The organism is Brevibacillus fortis, from assembly GCF_003013395.1.
GTDB lineage: Bacteria > Bacillota > Bacilli > Brevibacillales > Brevibacillaceae > Brevibacillus > Brevibacillus fortis.
Map to the genome: position 1 here is coordinate 62,633 of NZ_PXZM01000003.1, position 18,224 is coordinate 80,856.

The window sequence follows — 18,224 nt, forward strand, 5'->3', positions numbered from 1 at the left end:
TAAAGAGGGTTCCTCCAATAAAAGTGAAATGTCCCAGCTTTTATTGGAGGAATAGCATTTCTCTTGTCGAGTGATTAAATTAATTCCAGGATGTTCTCCAGTTCTTCCATGGAAAGGTCATCATCACCCAGGTCGCTCGGTGTCAATTCTCCACTTTCTTTTGACATGCAATGCTCAATAATATTGAGCAAGTGATTCCGATAGCTGGCTGCCAATTTCGCAATGGTTTCTTCCTTATACTGGAGACTGCTGTAACCAAAACTGATCTGGAGCTTTCCATCCTCAATCATGCCGGAAATATCCAACAAGAATACTCTCTCAGATTCTGGACTGAAAAGCTGACCCGTACCGAGTGGTGAGAACGTAAACCCGCCCGATTTTACATCCGAATCAAATTGCCCGAGGTAGTTAAAGCTGATTTCCGGTTGCAGGCAAAATTGCAAGGATGGACGCAGCTTATCCGCCGTCATCGTGCGCAAAATCTCGTAACCAATTCCTTTTTTCGGAATATGGCGCAAGCTTTCTTTGATTTGCTTGATTTGGTAAGACAAGTCCTTTGATTTTTCCATATCAAGCACAACAGGGAACTGGGATGTAAACCACCCAATCGTTCTGGTCACATTCATTTCATTCTGAATGTCTTCGCGACCATGACCTTCAAGGTTGATGACAGCGTAGCTAGTATTCGTCCATTCTTTCACGGTTAATCCCAGCGCAGTCAACAACAGGTCATTCATTTCTGTGTGATAAGCATGATGAACGTGACGTAACAGGTTTTCTGTCTCTTGAGCAGTCAACTCGACCTTTACTGTACGGGTGTGCTTTTGTTTACGATCAGCTGTGACAAAATCGGTTGGCAACTTTTCTGCCGTGGTCGTGAGCTCGAGGTTGTGCCAGTAGGAAGCTTCACGTAAAAGCTCATCACTCTCCGCATAGTTTTGCAATTGAGCCGACCAATCCTTGAATGAATCTGTCTTTTTCGGCAAGACGATCTCCTGATTATGGAGAGCCTGCGAATAGGTAGATGAAAAATCTTCAAACAAGATGCGCCATGAGACACCATCCACGACCAGATGATGGATCGCGATCAGTAAATGGTCCCCTTCTTTTGTGGAGAAGAGTGCCAAGTGGACGAGTGGTCCCTGTTCCAGATCGATACTGCTTTGGAAGTGATCAGACAACTCCAAAATGTGAGCCACGCTATTTGCATGGTCTTTCAAGTCATACGAATGGAAGCGGAATCGCTCACCTGTCAGCGCTCGATTGATTTGCGTGATTGTCTCATTTTCCTGTCTGTATATCATCCGTAACGCATCGTGGTGCTCGACGATTTTATAGAAGGCTTGTTGAACAAGTCCTGGATCAAAGCCATCCTCGCGGAACAGCATGACAGCCTGATTCCAGTGGTGACGGTCAGTGAAATTGCGCTCAAAGAACCATTTCTGGATGGGTGTCAAGATAATCGCGCCTTCTACTACTCCCTGATCGCTCTCTCTATTGTTCGGAATGACGTGAACAACGACTTGTTCAATCGACGGATATTGGAACAGTTCCTTCATCGCAAGCGTCCAGCCTGAAGCGTGCAGACGCGTGGATACCTGAATCGCTTTGATGGAATCGCCGCCCAATTCAAAGAAGTTGTCTTTTAATCCCACTTGTTTGATTCCCAATACCTCTGCCCAGACTGTTGCGAGTAATTGTTCCAGTTCACTTTGCGGTGCATCATACTCTCGGCCCATATTTTCTTCGTGGCTTGGTTTCGGAAGTGCTTTGCGGTCAATTTTGTCATTTGGAGTCAACGGCATTTTATCCAGCTGAACAAAGAACGAGGGAACCATATAGTTTGGCAGTTCTTTCCCCATAAATTCTCGCAGCTGTGCTGGACTTGCTTCCCCATTGGCTACATAGTATGCGCACAAGTACGGTTGCCCGTGGTCATCCAAATGTGTGATGGCCGCCGCCTCAATGATCGTCTCATATCGCAACAAAACACTCTCGACTTCGCCCAGCTCTACACGATGACCGCGAACCTTTACCTGATGATCGATTCTGCCGAGGTACTCAATATTTCCGTCTGGAAGCCACTTGGCCAGATCCCCGGTTCGGTACATCTTTTCTCCCGGCACAAACGGATTGTCGACGAATTTTTCAGCCGTCAGTTCTGGTCGATTCCAATATCCTCTGGCTAGCCCTACCCCGCTGATGCACAATTCACCCATTTGACCAACTGTTTTCAATTGCATTTGTTCATCCACGATGTACAGCTTCGTGTTCTGAACGGGTTTCCCAATCGTAATGGTCTGACCGACTGGTTCATGCGGCAAAGCTTTCCAGAGTGTCGCGCAAATAGTATTCTCTGTGGGGCCGTAGCCATTTATATAGGTCACTTTCTCTTTCCATTGCTCTACCAACGCGGTAGAAGCTGACGATCCCGCAGTAATCAGAATACGCAATGACGGCATACGGTCAGGCTCAAGATAAATGGCATACGTCGGAGGCAACGTGAGAATAGTAATTCCGTTTTTGTGGACGTATTCCTCAAATTTGCGGAAATCGTTGATCGTATCGCGGGAGATGATATACAAGGTTGCCCCTGTCAATAGAGCCATAAACATATCCCATACCGATGCGTCAAAAGAAATACTCGCAAAATGCCCTGGACGGTCTTGTGGTGTTACGCCGAATTGATTCTTGAACAATGCTTGCAGATTGGCTGCCCCTTTGTGCTCCAGCATGACGCCTTTTGGATTGCCTGTGGTGCCAGATGTGTAAATAATATAGGCGAGGTCAGACGGCTTGTTGATGCAAAACAGATTGTCTGCTTGTGACGAATAGCTGTGAGCATCACCCAAATCGATAATGTCTGCCTGACTGGACACCTTGTGTATCAGGTGAGAATGAGTAAGCACGAGCTTCGCTTGACTGTCCTCGATCATGTAGCGGATTCTTTCTTCTGGATAATCGGGATCGACCGGTAAAAAGGCGCCGCCAGCTTTTAAAATGGCGAGTGTGGCAATGACCATTTCCAAGGAACGTTCTACCATCATGACGACGATTTGCGATGGGCCTACTCCTCTTTCGCGCAATACGGTGGCTAGCTGGTTCGCTCTTTCATTGAGCTCTTGGTACGTCATCTGATTCTCTTCAAATACAATGGCCGTTTGATCAGGCGTGCTCGCTGCCAGTTCCTCAAAGAGCTGTTGAATGGTCTGGTCTTCCTTGTACTCTCTGTCTGTATGATTGAACTCCACCAGTAACAACTGCTTTTCTTCTGCCGTCAGCATCTCAATCGCTTGAAGCTGCTTTTCAGGTTCTGCCGTAACATTACGTAGAATTTGCATGAAATGATTCGACATTCTGTCTACGGTGTCTCTTCTAAACAGCTTGGTGCTGTACTCTAGTCGCAGTAACAGGTCTGTTTCCCGCTCAGTCAGGTGAAAAGACATGTCGAACTTCGAAATGGCAAGCGCGCTCGTCGATTCATACGGTTGATAGGTCAGTTGACCCAGTGTTTTTCGATACAACTCGTCGGTTTGCAGAATGAACATCGTGTCAAACAGTGGATTGCGTCCCGGATCACGTTGAATACCAAGCTTTTCAACCAGACTTTCCAACGGATAATCCTGATGATCATAGGCATCCAAGGCATTCTGCTTGACTTCCATCAAAAACTCCTTGAAGGTCTTCTCTGCTGTCGGTTTGTTTCTGATTGCAAGCGTATTGACGAACATGCCCACAATCGGTTCCAGCTCAGCTCGCGTCTTGCCTGAGATTGGCGTTCCGACAACGATATCATCCTGCCCTGTATACTTCGAGAGCAGCACATTGTAGGCGGCTAGCAAAACCATAAACAAGGTCGTTTTCGTTTCGGCTGCCAGTGCATGTAAAGCTTCCAGCAGAGGTCTATCGGTAGTAAGCACGATTTGGTCGCCTTCAAAGCTTTTCACAGCTGGGCGTGGAAAATCTGTCGGAACCTCCAAGACAGTGTTATGCCCCTCAAACGCATAGAGCCAATAATCTTCCTGATTCTTGAAGTCATTGGAAACGTTAAAGCGTTTTTGCCAGACAGAAAAATCCTTGTATTGGATGCGCAGCTCAGGCAAGTGTCTGCCTTGGTACAATTCGGCTAGCTCGTTGAATATGATCGTGACGGATGAGGCATCTGCTGCGATATGATGCATGTCATAGAGGAGAAGATGGCGTTCATCCGAGATTTTCACCAAGCCCATGCGTATGAGCGGTGAAACAGTAAGATCAAACGGACGGACAAACGAATGGAAAATGTCGTCGATCTGATGTTCCTCTGCTTCCCGATACTCGATTTCCACTTCCACGCGGTCGTGAATTTTTTGAACGAGCTGATCTCCCACCATCTCAAATGACGTTCTCCAAATCTCGTGGCGGTCTACCAGAGCTTGCAGGGCATACGCGAGTTGCTCACGTACCAGTTTCCCTTCCAACATGATCATGCCAGGCGTATTGTAGCTGATACCCGCTCCTTCCAGCTGATGAAGCACGTACATACGCTGCTGGGCGGATGATACCGGATAGTAGTCTTGCGGCTCTGCTGGTTGAATTGATCTATCTGATGCTTGCTCGCTGTGCTTAATCAACTGGGACAAGGCCCGAACGGTAGGCTGTTCAAAGAAATGCTTCAAAGGGAGATCGGTTTGAAACTCCCGATGCACATGCGCCACTACCGTCATAGCTTTTAAGGAATGGCCACCCAGCTCAAAAAAGTTATCCATCACTCCAATACCGGAGATGCCAAGGACGTTTTCCCAAATCTTTGCCAGTGTTGCCTCTACTTCATTAGCAGGCGCGACATACTCCACACTGGTTGTAGGCTTTCCTTCAGGCATCGGCAAGGCTTTGCGATCGATCTTGCCATTTGGTGTGAGCGGGAAAGCATCCAGTTGAACCAGATAGGTTGGTACCATATACGCTGGTAGCTCTTGAGATAGATGTGCTCGAAGCGCCGCTTCAGAGATGGTTTCCTTACCAGTGAAATACGCCGTCAGATACGCGTCTCCGCTTCCATCCAGATAGGCAACGACAATCGCTTCATTGGTCGTTTCATAGCTGAGCAGAACCGATTCTATCTCCCCGATCTCAATCCGGTATCCTCTCACTTTTACCTGTTCATCTAACCGTCCTGCGAATTCAATCGTTCCGTCAGGGAGCCATCTGCCAAGGTCACCGGTCTTGTACATGCGTTCACCCGGCTCAAATGGATTGGCAACAAACTTCTCCTCGGTAAGTTCTGGTCTGTTCCAATATCCGCGTGCCAAACCGAGTCCGCCTATGCATATTTCTCCCACTACACCGATTGGTAGCAGCTGGTGGGAATGGTCCACGATGTATATGCTTGTGTTTGCAATTGGCCGTCCAATCGTAATCGGAGCATCTGGCAGTGTATCGCACAAATAGGTGGCAATAACGCTACTTTCTGTTGGACCGTACGCATTGACAGCAATCATCTGTGGATTCATCTCTTTGCACATCTCAACCAGCTTCGGCGATAGCTTTTCTCCCCCGAGCACAGCCATTTTCATCGGACTGATATCGTCGGAAGTGCTGCATTCCAAAATTGCCTGGAACAAACTTGGCACGCATAACGTGTAGCTGCAACTCCATGTTGCGATCAGGTTCTTGAGCGCTATCGGATCTTTGGCTTCTTCATCCTTCGTCAAGACAACGGTTGAACCGGATAGAATCAACGCAAAGAAAGTAAGGACAAAACCATCAAAGGCAAAGGATAGAGCCAGCAAACCTCTATCATGGACAGATAAGGCAAACTCTTCTTTGTTCCACGTCACACTGTTGACAATCCCACGGTGCTCCACCATGACCCCTTTTGGCCTGCCTGTCGTACCAGATGTGTAAATGATGTAAGCCAGATTGGTTGCCGTATGAATCGGATTTAAGTTTGTGGTGATACGAGAATAGTTACTCATATCCTCCAGATATAGGCATTCCACGCTATCAGCAATCTTTGTTCCAAGATGCTCTTGCGTAAGTACCAGACGGGCTTCGCAATCTTCCAGCATATAAGCGATGCGATCATTCGGATATTCTGGATCGATGGGCACATATGCTCCACCAGCCTTGAGAATGGCCAGGATTCCAATCACCATTTCCAAGGAGCGAGTTGCCATAATCCCAACGCTTTGGTCAGCCTTCACTCCTTTTTTCCGCAAAGTACGTGCAAGCTGATTGGCTCTCTTATTGAGCTCCTCATATGTCAATCGTTTGTCGCCGCAAACTACCGCGATTTGATCAGGTGTTTTCAGCACTTGTTCTTCAAATAGCTGTGGAAGTGTGCTTTCCAACTGAACAGACTTGAATGTGTCGTTGAAATCGACCAGCAATTCCTGCTTTTCTGGCTCGGCTAGCATCTCCATCTGATAGAGAGCCACGTCCGTGTTCCGGATGACTTCTTGCAAGATTTGGATATAATGACGCGACATGCGTTCGATGGTCTCCCGCTTGAACAGCTTGGTGCAAAATTCGAAGCAGAACATAAGACCAGCATGGTTTTGGGTTGCTTCAAGCGACAAATCGAATTTCGCCATTTTGCCCTCTGGCACGTAAGGCGTCACTGTCATGCCTTCGATCTCGATCGGATCGGCATCCATATTTTGCAAAATGAACAAGGTGTCAAACAATGGATTACGGCTTCGATTTCGATTGACCGCCAGCTTTTCGACGAGCTCCTCAAACGGGTAATCCCCATGCTCAAAAGCAGCGAGAGTATTGTCCTTCACTTCTCGTAAAAATTGCTTGAAGCTTTTGGTTGCCACCGGCTGATTTCTCATGGCCAGCGTATTGACAAACATGCCTGTGATGCTTTCCGTGTCAGGGTGCGTTCTTCCAGCTGTCACGGTTCCGACCACCATGTCCTCTTGTCCGGAGTATTTCGCGAGCAAAACATGATAGGCTGCCATTAGCACCATGTAGAGTGTAGTACCCGTATCGGATGCAACTCGCTGCAAACGATCCATCAGCGGTTTTTCTGTATGGAATAGATAACGTTCACCCTCAAAGCTTTGAACAGATGGTCGAGAGTAATCCAAAGGCAGGTTCAAGACAGGAATTTCACCAGCGAATCGCTCGGTCCAATACGCTTCCTGTTTTCTGAATTCGTCTGACTGTGCCAGACCTTTTTCCCACACCGCGAAGTCTTTATATTGAATGCGTTGCTCTGGTAAGGATTTGTCTTGATAGATCTGCGCAAGATCATTCAGGATGATTTGCGAGGACACGCCATCCGAGATGATATGGTGCATATCGATGATCATGACATGGCGTCGCTCTCCCAGTTTGACCAGTCCAACCCGACTTAATGGAGCTTTTTCCAAATCAAACGGACGCATGAAATCCATGATGACTTGATTCAAACGTTCTTCTGTCGCTTCCATGTAGGCGATTGGCAGCTTGCATTCCTGGTGGATGCGTTGAACCGGCTCGCCGTTGATAGTATGAAAGGAGGTTCGCAGCGAGTCATGACGACTCACGAGGCTGGATATGGCATCCTCCAGCTGCTGCACATTCAATTCCCCATCGAGTACCGTCACAACGGGCAGATTGTAAACCGTACTAGCCGGATCAAGCTGGTTTAAAATGAGCATGCGCTTTTGCGCAGAGGATACAGGATAATGCTCTTCCATGACGACCCGCGGAATAGCGAGATACGTTCCTGCCTCTTCACCTTCCACATACTTGGCGAGTTCTTGAATGGTTGGTCGCTCAAACAATACGCGAAGCGGTACATCTGCTTGGCAGTCTTTTTGCATCCGGGAAATGAGATGAATCGCTTTTAGCGAATGACCTCCCAGCGTGAAAAAATTATCCTGAATGCCAATCGGCGTCACGCCTAGTACGTTTTCCCAAATAGCTGCCATCTTCTGTTCCAGTTCGGTTGTCGGAGCGAGGTATTCCGCTCCGTTAAAAGCATTCCCTTCAGGTATGGGCAAGGCTCTTCTGTCTGTTTTTCCATTAGGCGTGACCGGAATCCGCTCCAGGTTCATAAAGAACGAAGGGATCATATATTCAGGGAGCGTTCGGGATAAGTACACCCGCAGCTCCTCGTTGCTGACTTCCTCTGTCAGTACGACATAGGCGCACAAGTACTTTCCACCAGTCTCATCGGCTCTGTCGATGACTACGGCTTCCTTGATTAAGTCGTGGTTGAGCAAGTGCGATTCGATCTCTCCCAGCTCGATCCGATGACCCCTGATTTTTACCTGATGGTCGATCCGCCCTAAAAACTCGATAGTGCCATCCGGCAACCAACGGGCCAGGTCGCCCGTTCGATACATTCTTTCGCCTGATCGATATGGGTTCTCGAGAAATTTCTCCGCAGTCAGTTCCAGATTGTGCAAATACCCTCTTCCTACGTTCGCACCAGAGATATACAGCTCTCCAACAATGCCCTCAGGTTTCAATTGCAGCTTTTCATCCAGGATATAAATGCCTGTATTGCTGATCGGTTTTCCGATTGGTGGCAGCTCTGGTATATCCATGCTTGGGTCCATCGTGTAGGTGGTTACCACATGTGTCTCCGACGGCCCGTAATGATTGTGTAAAAATACGTGTTGGTTTCGTAGATATTTCTGTAGCTCATGGGTGACGACCAGTTGTTCCCCTGCCGTGATTATGTGCTTGACGCAACGCGGGAAGCTTTGCGCATAATCTTTTTCGTTAAAGATAAATTTCAAAAACGATACAGGGAGGGACAAAATGCTGATCTGTTTTTCTTGGATAAAGGCAAACAGTTTTTCTACATGTCGTCTCATCTCATTCGTGATGAGATAGAGCTGTCCCCCAGAAAGCAGCGTAGAGAAAATCTCCTGGTAGCAAACATCAAAGCTGCATGTGGTATACTGCAATACTTTTTCATGAAAATCGATGTTGGTCTTGGTGAACGTAAAGTTCATCAGATTTGCCATGTTTTTATGCTCAAGCATGACGCCTTTTGGTTTCCCCGTCGTTCCTGAGGTGTAGATGATATAAAACAAGTCGTCTGGATGATTGAACGTTTCGACAGACGCACTGTTCTCTTCCCATATCGCTGGAGCGCTGATGTCTATTTTTTCAGTAGAAGCAGAGACTTTCTCTAGTAAATGCTGCTGGGTCACTACCAACTGAATCCCGCTATGCTCGAGCATGTAGGCAATTCGTTCTTCTGGTAGCTCCGGATCAATCGGGACAAACGCACCACCGGCTTTCAAAACCCCGAGAATTCCTACAATCATCTCGATGGAACGATCCATCATCGTACCAACCAGGCTGTCTGCTGCAATCCCTTTTCTTCTCAAAAATCTGGCGAGCTGATTGGACTTCTCATCTAGCTCCAGATATGTCAGCTGCTGTTCTCCGAATACGACAGCTACCTGATTCGGTGTTCTTTCTACCTGTTCCATAAAGAGCTCGTGCATGGTTTTCGCTGGATAGGCATCAGATGTATCAAGGTTTCTGTCAATCAGTTGTTGTTTTTCTGCTTCTGTCAGCAAGGTAACTTCTTGAAGAGCTACCTTCGGGTTGTTTGCCACGCAAACCGCGATCTGCTTGAGGTGGCCAGCCATTTTTTGAATAAAAACCTCGTCGAAGACAGCAGCATTATAATCAAAACGCATCGCAATCTCATCTTTGGGCATTACCATGACGGTCATGTCATAATTGGTAGGTTCAAACATCTCTACATCTGAAATGGTAAAGCCTACTTGCTGTGTCGCTGTCTTTTTCTGCAAGGCCTCCATTAACGGATAGTTTTCAATGACCATCAGGTGATCGATCAAATCTTGCTTCAATACGGAATCGTTTTGAATATCGTACAAAGGCACATGCTCATATGACTGGGATTTCAGTGATCTCTGGTGCACATCCTCTATCAAGTCGGCAAAGGTTTGATCGTTTTTTGCTTGAATGCGGAATGGAATGGTATTGATAAACAACCCAACCATTTTGTCGATTCCGACGATTTCAGTTGGTCTCCCGGATACAACAGAGCCAAAGAGCACATCATTCGAAGAGTTATAGGATTGGAGGAGTATCCCCCATAAGGTTTGAATCACAGTCGGCAAAGTCACTTGATTTTGACTTGCGATCGTAGAAAGCTGCTGCGTTAGCGTACGGTCCAGCACAAAACGATATTGTGCCGGTAGAAAGGCTTTGCTAGAAGGCTTCCCAAATTTCGGCAAGGACGTTTGCTGTTCAAACTGTTCCAGATACTCTCTCCAATATGAGAGAGCAGCCTGTTTATCTTGCTTTTCCAGCCATCGAATAAACAGACTGTATGGTTGCACCGGCTCAAGGGAGATCGGAGCACCGTTCTTTAAGGATAAATAGACGGAAAGCAAGTCATCAAAAATAATGCTGAAGCACCAACCATCCATGAGTATGTGATGGAAACTCCAGATGACTTGGTATTCGCTCTCCGTCATTTGGAAAATAGCCACTCTCATCAACGAATCTTTCGCCAGATGAAAGGTTTTCTCTTGGTCATTCCTTTTGTACTGCGTGTAGCGCTGCTGCTTTTCTTGCACGTCGTATGCAGTTAAATCGCAAAATAGGATAGGAATGGGCCGTTCCTTCAGGACAACCTGCAAAGGCTGCTTTAATTTTTCATAGAGAAACAGCGTACGGAACACATCATATCTCTCTACCAGCACACGCAAGCTATTGGTAAACAAACCAACATCAAGATCGCCCTGAATCGAAATGGACATCTGTACAAGATGAGAGTTATGTTCTTCGTCTAGCAAGGCGTGAAATAACATTCCCTCTTGCATGGGCGTCAATAAATACATATCTTGTACTTGTTCTTTGGTAAATATGCTCATTCCGGCACCTCGATATCAACATTATTTGTCATATTTGTATAAAAATGGTAGTAGAAAGCATGTTTTTCCCCACTAAATATTATCAAGAGCTTATTTAGTTAAGCGTATCGGCAAGTAATTCGAAGATGTCATCCATTTCCTCCATTTGAAGTCCTTTCAGACTAAAATCACTTGGAGTCCGCTCTACTTCTTTTTTCTGCGAGCAATGCGTGATGATTGACCGGAGATGTTTACGATAGTTCTCACTCAATTGATGAATAGACTCTTCTCTAAACTGCTCCTCGCTGTAAGTAAATGTGATGAGAAGCTCTCCACCTTCAATTCTTCCCGTAATATTCAAAGCGGTATAAATCTCGGAATCGGGACTCAGATTGTTCTTTCCATCCGCCCCCAGCGAGTTGCCCGAACTATACGGAGAACGGCTAAACTGTTCACTGTTAAAGCCTGAGTCAAACTGACCCAAGTAGTTAAACGTTACTTCGGGTTGCAAGGAAAAGGACAAGGAACGTCGTCTTTCCGGTTCTGTCATATACTTTAAGATTTCATAGCCAATGCCTTTATTGGGGATTTTCCTCAGGTTTTCTTTCGTGCATTTGATATGGTCAGGTAAGTGACGAATTTGACTCAAATCTAGTAATACTGGATATTGGGACGTAAACCATCCTATTGTTCTTGTCACGTTAGCCTGTTCGATCACATCTTCGCGCCCGTGCCCTTCCAGATTAATCACGATTTGGTCATGCCTGCTCCACTCTGCGACGGCCAGCCCCAACGCTGCCAGTAACAGATCATTGATTTCGGTTTGATAAGCAGAATTTGCCTGCTTCAACAATTGTTCGGTTTCCTCTGCTAGTAATCCGACCTGTATGTTTCGGATACTCTTCTGTTTACTGCCCACCGTTTCATAATCTTTCGGAAGAGAAGCATTCCTAGCTACTGATTCGAGATTCTCCCAATACGGTATTTCTCTTTGCAACTCATCACTATTCGCATACTCGTTTAGCCATACTGCCCAATTTTTAAAAGAATCCGTTTTTTCTGGGAGGACGATATCTTTTCCTGCTAGTACTTGACTGTATGCCGTTGCTAGATCCTCAAATAAGATGCGCCAAGAAATTCCATCCATGACTAAATGATGGAAAGCCAAAAACAAATGATCGCCTTGGAGCGTATGAAACAGCGCTACCTTTACCAAATCTCCTTCTTGTAAATTCATGCTGCTATGCAAACGTCTCGTCTCTTCTTCGATCGCTTGCTGAACATCCGAATGCGAGGTCAAATCGTATTGAAGGAAATGGTATAAATCGTTATCCAACCCACGATTCTGTTGAACGATTCTCCCATTCTCTTGCTGATAAACCATGCGGAGCGCGTCGTGATGCGAAAGGATTTTATCCAGGGCCTTTCGGATGGCTTCAGGATCAAATCCCTGTTCACGATACAGCACATACGATTGGTTCCAATGGAACATATTCGTAAAGTTCTTTTCAAAGAACCATTGTTGAATCGGCGTTAACCTGACAGGGCCTTCTATGATTCCCTGATCACTTTTTCTCGTCGTACTTTTGACAAAAAGAGCAACCTGAGAAATTGTCGGGTAATTCAGCAAATCTTTCGTATCTAGCTTTAGTTGATAGGCATGCAAACGAGCTGCGACCTGGATCGCTTGAATGGAATCCCCACCGAGTGAGTAAAAATTATCGCGAATCCCAATTTTCTCGATTCCTAATACCTCTTGCCAAACGCTTGCGAGAATCGATTCTGTCTGATCTCTAGGGGCTTCATATGCAAGATTTGTCTGAGCAGAAAAATCAGGTTCAGGCAATGCTTTGCGATCAATCTTGTCATTTGGCGTGAGTGGCATTTTATCCAGCTTCACGAAATAGGAAGGAAGCATGTACGCAGGAAGCTTTTGAGCGGCAAATTCTCTGATCTGCGTAGGAGTTACTTCCAATTGCGAAATAAAATAAGCGCACAAAAAGGGGTGAGCATATTGGTCTTCTCTAGCGACTACCACTGCCTCTTTTATTTGTTCATGTTTCAGCAAAACGGACTCGATTTCACCCAACTCTATCCGATGACCCCTGATTTTCACCTGATGGTCGATTCTGCCGAGAAACTCGATTTCTCCATTCGGCAGCCATTTGGCGAGGTCTCCTGTTCTGTACATCTTCTCTCCTGGTACGAACGGATTATCTACAAATTTTTCGGCGGTCAAATCTGGACGATTCCAGTATCCTCTGGCTAAGCCTGCTCCACCTATGCATAATTCGCCCTCACTGCCAATTGGCTGCAGCTGTAGCTCTTCATTGACAATATAAGCGCACGTATTTTGAATCGGTTTTCCGATTGGGATCGTTTGGTTGATGAGCGCATTGGAAGGTGCCTCCCATATCGTCGCGCAAATGCTTGTTTCCGTAGGTCCGTATGCATTTACGTACCTTACTTTGTTTTTCCATCTATTCACTAAAGGGAAGTTGGCAGCTGAACCTGCCGTAATCATGATGCGAAGTGTAGTAAGATGATCTGGGTTGAGGTGAGTTAAATAAGTGGGTGGCAACGTGATGATGGTCAATTCATTTTCATTCAAATAGTTTTCAAAACTGATGAAATCATGAATCGTCTGTTTGGAAAGGACGTAGAGGCTGGCACCGGTTAGTAAAGCCATGAACATTTCCCATACCGATGCATCAAAAGACATGCTGGCAAATTGCCCAATCCTGTCTGCAGGTGTAACGCCAAACGTATTTTGGAAGAATGTTTGCAAATTAGCGATCCCTTTATGCTCCAGCATGGTTCCTTTCGGTTTGCCGGTTGTGCCTGATGTATAAATGACATACGCCAAGTCTGTAGGCTTGCTTGGTAAGTGAAGATTGGAATCTGAGCGAGTATCCAGTTTTTCTTCTTCGAGAACAACTACAGGACCACGGTATCCGACGTCATAAACAAGCTTGCTGACGTTTTTCTGAGTGATGACGATTTTGGTCTGACTGTCTTGCAGGATATATTGAATCCGATCACGGGGATATTCGATATCGATAGGAACATACGCTCCGCCAGCCTTGAGAATGGCCAGAATAGCCGTAACATATTCAATGGATTTTTCCATCATGACACCGACAATGCAGTCGGTTGTAATCCCTTTTTCGATCAGTGCTCTTGCTAATTGGTTGGCTTTCCTATTGAGCTCCTGGTAGGTTAAGCGCTCGTTTTCATAAACGATGGCAACTCTGTCTGGCACAGCTTCTGCTCGTTCCTCGAACAACTGATGAATCGACTTATCCTGTGGATATTCAGCCTTTGTATCATTAAACAAGGCTACCTGTTCTTTTTCCCACTCCAAGTCGATGAGATTGGCCTGATTTGTTAACATATGTCCCCTCCGATAATTGGCAAACTTTTGTTTATCATGAAGTGTGACAAAACAATGTGATGGCCAAACAAGTGACAGTTAAGGTAAAAGCGGTTAACAAAACTGCAAGAAAATGAATGGTATTGAAAAAAATGGAAGTATCAATTTCAACAACATTAAGTATAATGGGCGAATGTAACAAAATATGTGGGAATTTGTATCTTTTTTGTAATTACCATCCAGTAATCTATATCTATGGTCATGAACCGATTTTCACCTTCAAATTCTCCAAGATTTTACAAACTTTCACAATGGGGATAATTCCCTGTTTGTGTTGAAGTGTTTTCAGGACAAAAGCCTCTTACCATTATTTGGATAAACAATGTTCACTGGTACTCTAGCCCAATGGGTTCACAACATCGTTGCAGCAAAAATAACCATCACACCTCCGTATTCGCGAGGTTCGTTTGTGTATCACCCTTTCATGAAAAATTGTCCTGCGAAGTCATCGTTATGTTCTGCATACATATTCTTGCGTAGCTTAAACTTTTATTCATTATAGCAGAGAGAATATTTCTGTACAGATAAAAATAGGTATTTTTTGTAAAAAATGTTTATTTTTAAAAAACCAGGTCTTTAAATCACTAAGGACCATAGTCCTAACTAATGGCAAGTACGATATTGTTAGCTCACGTTTTCGAGGACGTAAAAAGGCCCACACTTTGTGTTTCTAAACAAAAGTGTGAGCCCTCTGCTTGACAATAAGCCTAAGCATCTCAGGAGGTTTATGCCCTTGCCCTTATTCTTTTATCACAATGTTCTTCTCCTGCAGTCGCTTGTTCGTAGCACTTCTGACTAGTGTAAATACGACGGCAAAAGCAGGAATACCAAGCAACATGCCCATGATACCAAATAAACTTCCACCCACTAACAAGGCCAGCATGACCCATAAGCCCGCTAATCCGATGGAATTCCCTACGACCTTTGGATAGATAAAGTTACCCTCGATTTGTTGCAATACAAGAATAAATACGACGAACCAAATGGCTTTCACCGGATCAACCATCAAGATGATAAACGCACTGGGAATGGTCCCGATGTAAGCGCCAAAGATCGGAATAATGCTCGTTACGCCAATGATCACACTCACCAGAAGCGCATATGGCATATGGAACATCCACATGCCGACAAAACAGAGCGAGCCAAGTATCAGTGCCTCAGTAAGCTGACCCGCTATGAAACCACTGAATGCTTTGTTCGTAATTTCACCAATTTCTACAGCCCTGTCCGCCCTCTCTTTTGAGGAGTAGGCATATAGCAATTTTTTCGCGATCATCGTTAACTTTTCCTTACTGAGCAGCAAGTAAACGGACAGCATCAGACCCATGATAATATCGATAAAGCTGATCGTAAACATTTTCGTGAATTCCAAAATCACAGGAATCGAAGTCAAGAAAAACTGTCCAAACTTGGTCAGAATCTCATTCCACTTCTCTACGAGTGTATTCCACAGATCGCCAGACAAATGAAACTTCGCTGCGATACTATCCACGAATGCTTTCAATGATTCCATATTATTCGGCAGACTAAAGGCAAGCACGGAAATACTCGAGATCAACTGAGGAACAATAAACCACATCAAAAATGTCAACAATACCAGAACAGTCGCTAATGTTAACAAAATGGAAAATGGACGTCTCACTCTCAACCAGATTCGATTGTTTCGCCGATTGATGGGAGCAAATACTCTCTCTTCATAAAATCTCAGTAAAATGTTTAAAATGTAGGCAATGGCGATACCATAAATGACGGGATCCAATAAATCAAATATTTCAAAGACGAACAACTTGACAGCCGTAAAATTCCAGAACAGAACGAACAATAGTACGGTGTAAGTCGCAATCATGATGTATTTCTTCATATCTGGCCAGTTTATTCTATCCATCATTCTCTTACAGACTCCTAACGATTGTGATTTCTAAGGTGATGAGCTTGTCCATAACTTTTCCAATTAGTATGTCCACAGGTTTACAGCAGATTCTCACCAAGCCTTTATTATATCTTGAATGCCCCACAAAAACCAAACAAAAACACCCATGCGTCGGGTGTTTTGTTATATCAAGCTTGCTTGTACGCAGCCCGTACCCGTTCGATCTGGGCAAGATGGTCGCGAACATGCTCAACTCGATATTCAAGCAACTCTTTAAAGGTGAACCGCCCTGCATCTGCATAAACTCCTACACGCTCATATTGATCACAGGTCAACGTTTCCAGAATGGTTTGCATACTACAGCGGAGCATTTGAAATAATTGGAGGTACTGGTCACGGTCCAACAGATCGTACGCCAAGTTATCCACCCAAGCACGCTGATCAAACGAAATCAAAAGTGGCTCTTCCTCAGCCAATACTTTTTTCAACCGATGTGTAGACAAAATTTCGGAATCCGTTACATGGATAAGGATTTGATGAATGCTCCATTTATCTGGTGCTGGCTTGAAGCGAACCTCTTCCTCGGTCAATCCTTCTATTGCTTCCCGAAGCATGTTGTATCCACGACCATACTCTTCTATCAACGCTTCCACTCTTGTCCCCTCCTTGAATTTCACACATGCTTTCCTGTGATTATAGTATGTTTGGTTAAGGGGTAAAAGTAGGCAAACGTACCGCTTTGATAGCTTCATTTAATTCTGCTTCGGATTCGTTAACCTTCGTTATAAAAGCTCAACAATGCTAAGCAGTATTTTGTGTTTGAGGGCTATTTCCCTGCTCGGTTAAATAGAATAAAAAAACGTTTAGTCATCCTTTGTCGTGACTAAACGTTTTTGGTATGAATTCAAGCTGCACGTATCAATTCCCGATCTCGTTTGCCGTGTAGCCAGTGATACAGTGGGATACTGAAAAGGATAAAGGCAACCATCCCGACGAAAATCGTACGGTATCCTGTATGCGGTACGATAAATCCTAACAGATACGGCCCGATTCCTAAACCTAGATCATACAAAATGTAGTAAGTAGAGGTTGCTAATCCAAAGCGATGTGGAGAGGTCACCTTCACAGCTACCGTTTGGGCAATGGAGTTAAAGTTTCCGAAGCCCACTCCAATCATTGCGGCAGATAGCAGCAGCATCCAGGTAGTAGATGCTTGACTGAATAAAAGCATTCCTAGAGCAAATATCACCAGGCTGGGGTATGTCACAATGTTCGCCCCCCTTGCGTCCATTAGCTTTCCAGTGAATGGTCGCGAGAGGATAATGACGATGGCGTACACCAAGAAGAAGTAGCTGGATGCTGAGGAGAGATTAATTTCGTCCGCGTAAAAGGATAAAAATGACAAGACGCCCGAATAGCTAAAACCGATTAATAAGGCAATGAATGAAATCGGCAGGGCTTTCGGTTCGATGAATTTCGAAAGCAGAGAACCTTTTGCTTCCTCCTTCACGCTTGCGGAAAGTACCGGAACATTGATTTTTACCATGGCATAAAACATCAAACAAATCAGGGAAAACACGACATTCATCGTAAAGATCCAGATGAACCCATTTTCAAGCCGCAATAAGATCATACCGAGAAAAGGACCAATTGCAGTGGCTAAAATCGCACTTAAACTGTAATAGCCAATCCCCTCACCCTTGCGAGACGCAGGCAAGATTTGCGCAATAATGGTACCTGTTGCTGTACTGGCGATACCAACTGCAATCCCTTGCAGCAATCGATTAACCAGTAGCAAGCTGATATGGAAAGTGAAAAAGTAAAGGAACGAAGTGACAGCAAAAAATCCTAACCCAATCCAAAGCGTTTTTTTCGTACCAATGTGACTAATCGCTCTACCGGTGACCAATCGACCAATCAAAGCACCAATAATAAAGATGCTTGAAACCAATCCGGCTGAACTGGTCGAAGCGTGAAATTCTGTTTTGGCATACGAAGCAATCGTAACCATTAGTAAGAAATACATAAGTGTAAGAAGAAAATTGATGAAAGAAACAATGACAAACTCCTTTGTCCAAAGCCTATCCTTTTTCACTGC

5 protein-coding genes are annotated in these 18,224 nt (G+C 45.1%); all 5 read right to left on the reverse strand.

Annotated elements, in window-relative coordinates:
* Positions 1–74: 74 nt before the first annotated feature.
* The 5 genes from tycB to C7R93_RS02035 all read right to left on the reverse strand — a co-directional run bounded on the left by tycB (position 75) and on the right by C7R93_RS02035 (position 18,221).
* Entirely contained in the window at positions 75–10,844 is a 10,770-nt protein-coding gene (gene tycB / locus C7R93_RS02015) for a tyrocidine non-ribosomal peptide synthetase TycB (protein ID WP_106837235.1), read from the reverse strand.
* Positions 10,845–10,938: 94 nt separating this feature from the next.
* Entirely contained in the window at positions 10,939–14,217 is a 3,279-nt protein-coding gene (gene tycA, locus C7R93_RS02020; RefSeq protein ID WP_106837236.1) for a tyrocidine non-ribosomal peptide synthetase TycA, read from the reverse strand.
* Positions 14,218–14,995: 778 nt separating this feature from the next.
* Positions 14,996–16,144: an AI-2E family transporter gene (locus C7R93_RS02025; protein WP_106837237.1), complete on the reverse strand. Its 1,149-nt coding sequence runs from the start codon at positions 16,142–16,144 to the stop codon at positions 14,996–14,998.
* A gap of 170 nt (positions 16,145–16,314) precedes the next feature.
* Complete coding sequence (locus C7R93_RS02030) at positions 16,315–16,779, reverse strand: DinB family protein (protein ID WP_106837238.1); 465 nt, start codon at positions 16,777–16,779, stop codon at positions 16,315–16,317.
* A gap of 251 nt (positions 16,780–17,030) precedes the next feature.
* A complete protein-coding gene (locus tag C7R93_RS02035) occupies positions 17,031–18,221 on the reverse strand; it encodes an MFS transporter (protein ID WP_106837239.1) in 1,191 nt (396 codons plus the stop codon).
* Positions 18,222–18,224: the final 3 nt, after the last annotated feature.

Excerpts from the sequence above, each read along its gene's own strand:
- tycB (WP_106837235.1), bottom strand. The coding sequence starts at position 10,844 with ATGAGCATATTTACCAAAGAACAAGTACAAGATATGTATTTATTGACG.
- tycA (WP_106837236.1), bottom strand. The coding sequence starts at position 14,217 with ATGTTAACAAATCAGGCCAATCTCATCGACTTGGAGTGGGAAAAAGAA.
- C7R93_RS02025 (WP_106837237.1), bottom strand. The coding sequence starts at position 16,144 with ATGATGGATAGAATAAACTGGCCAGATATGAAGAAATACATCATGATT.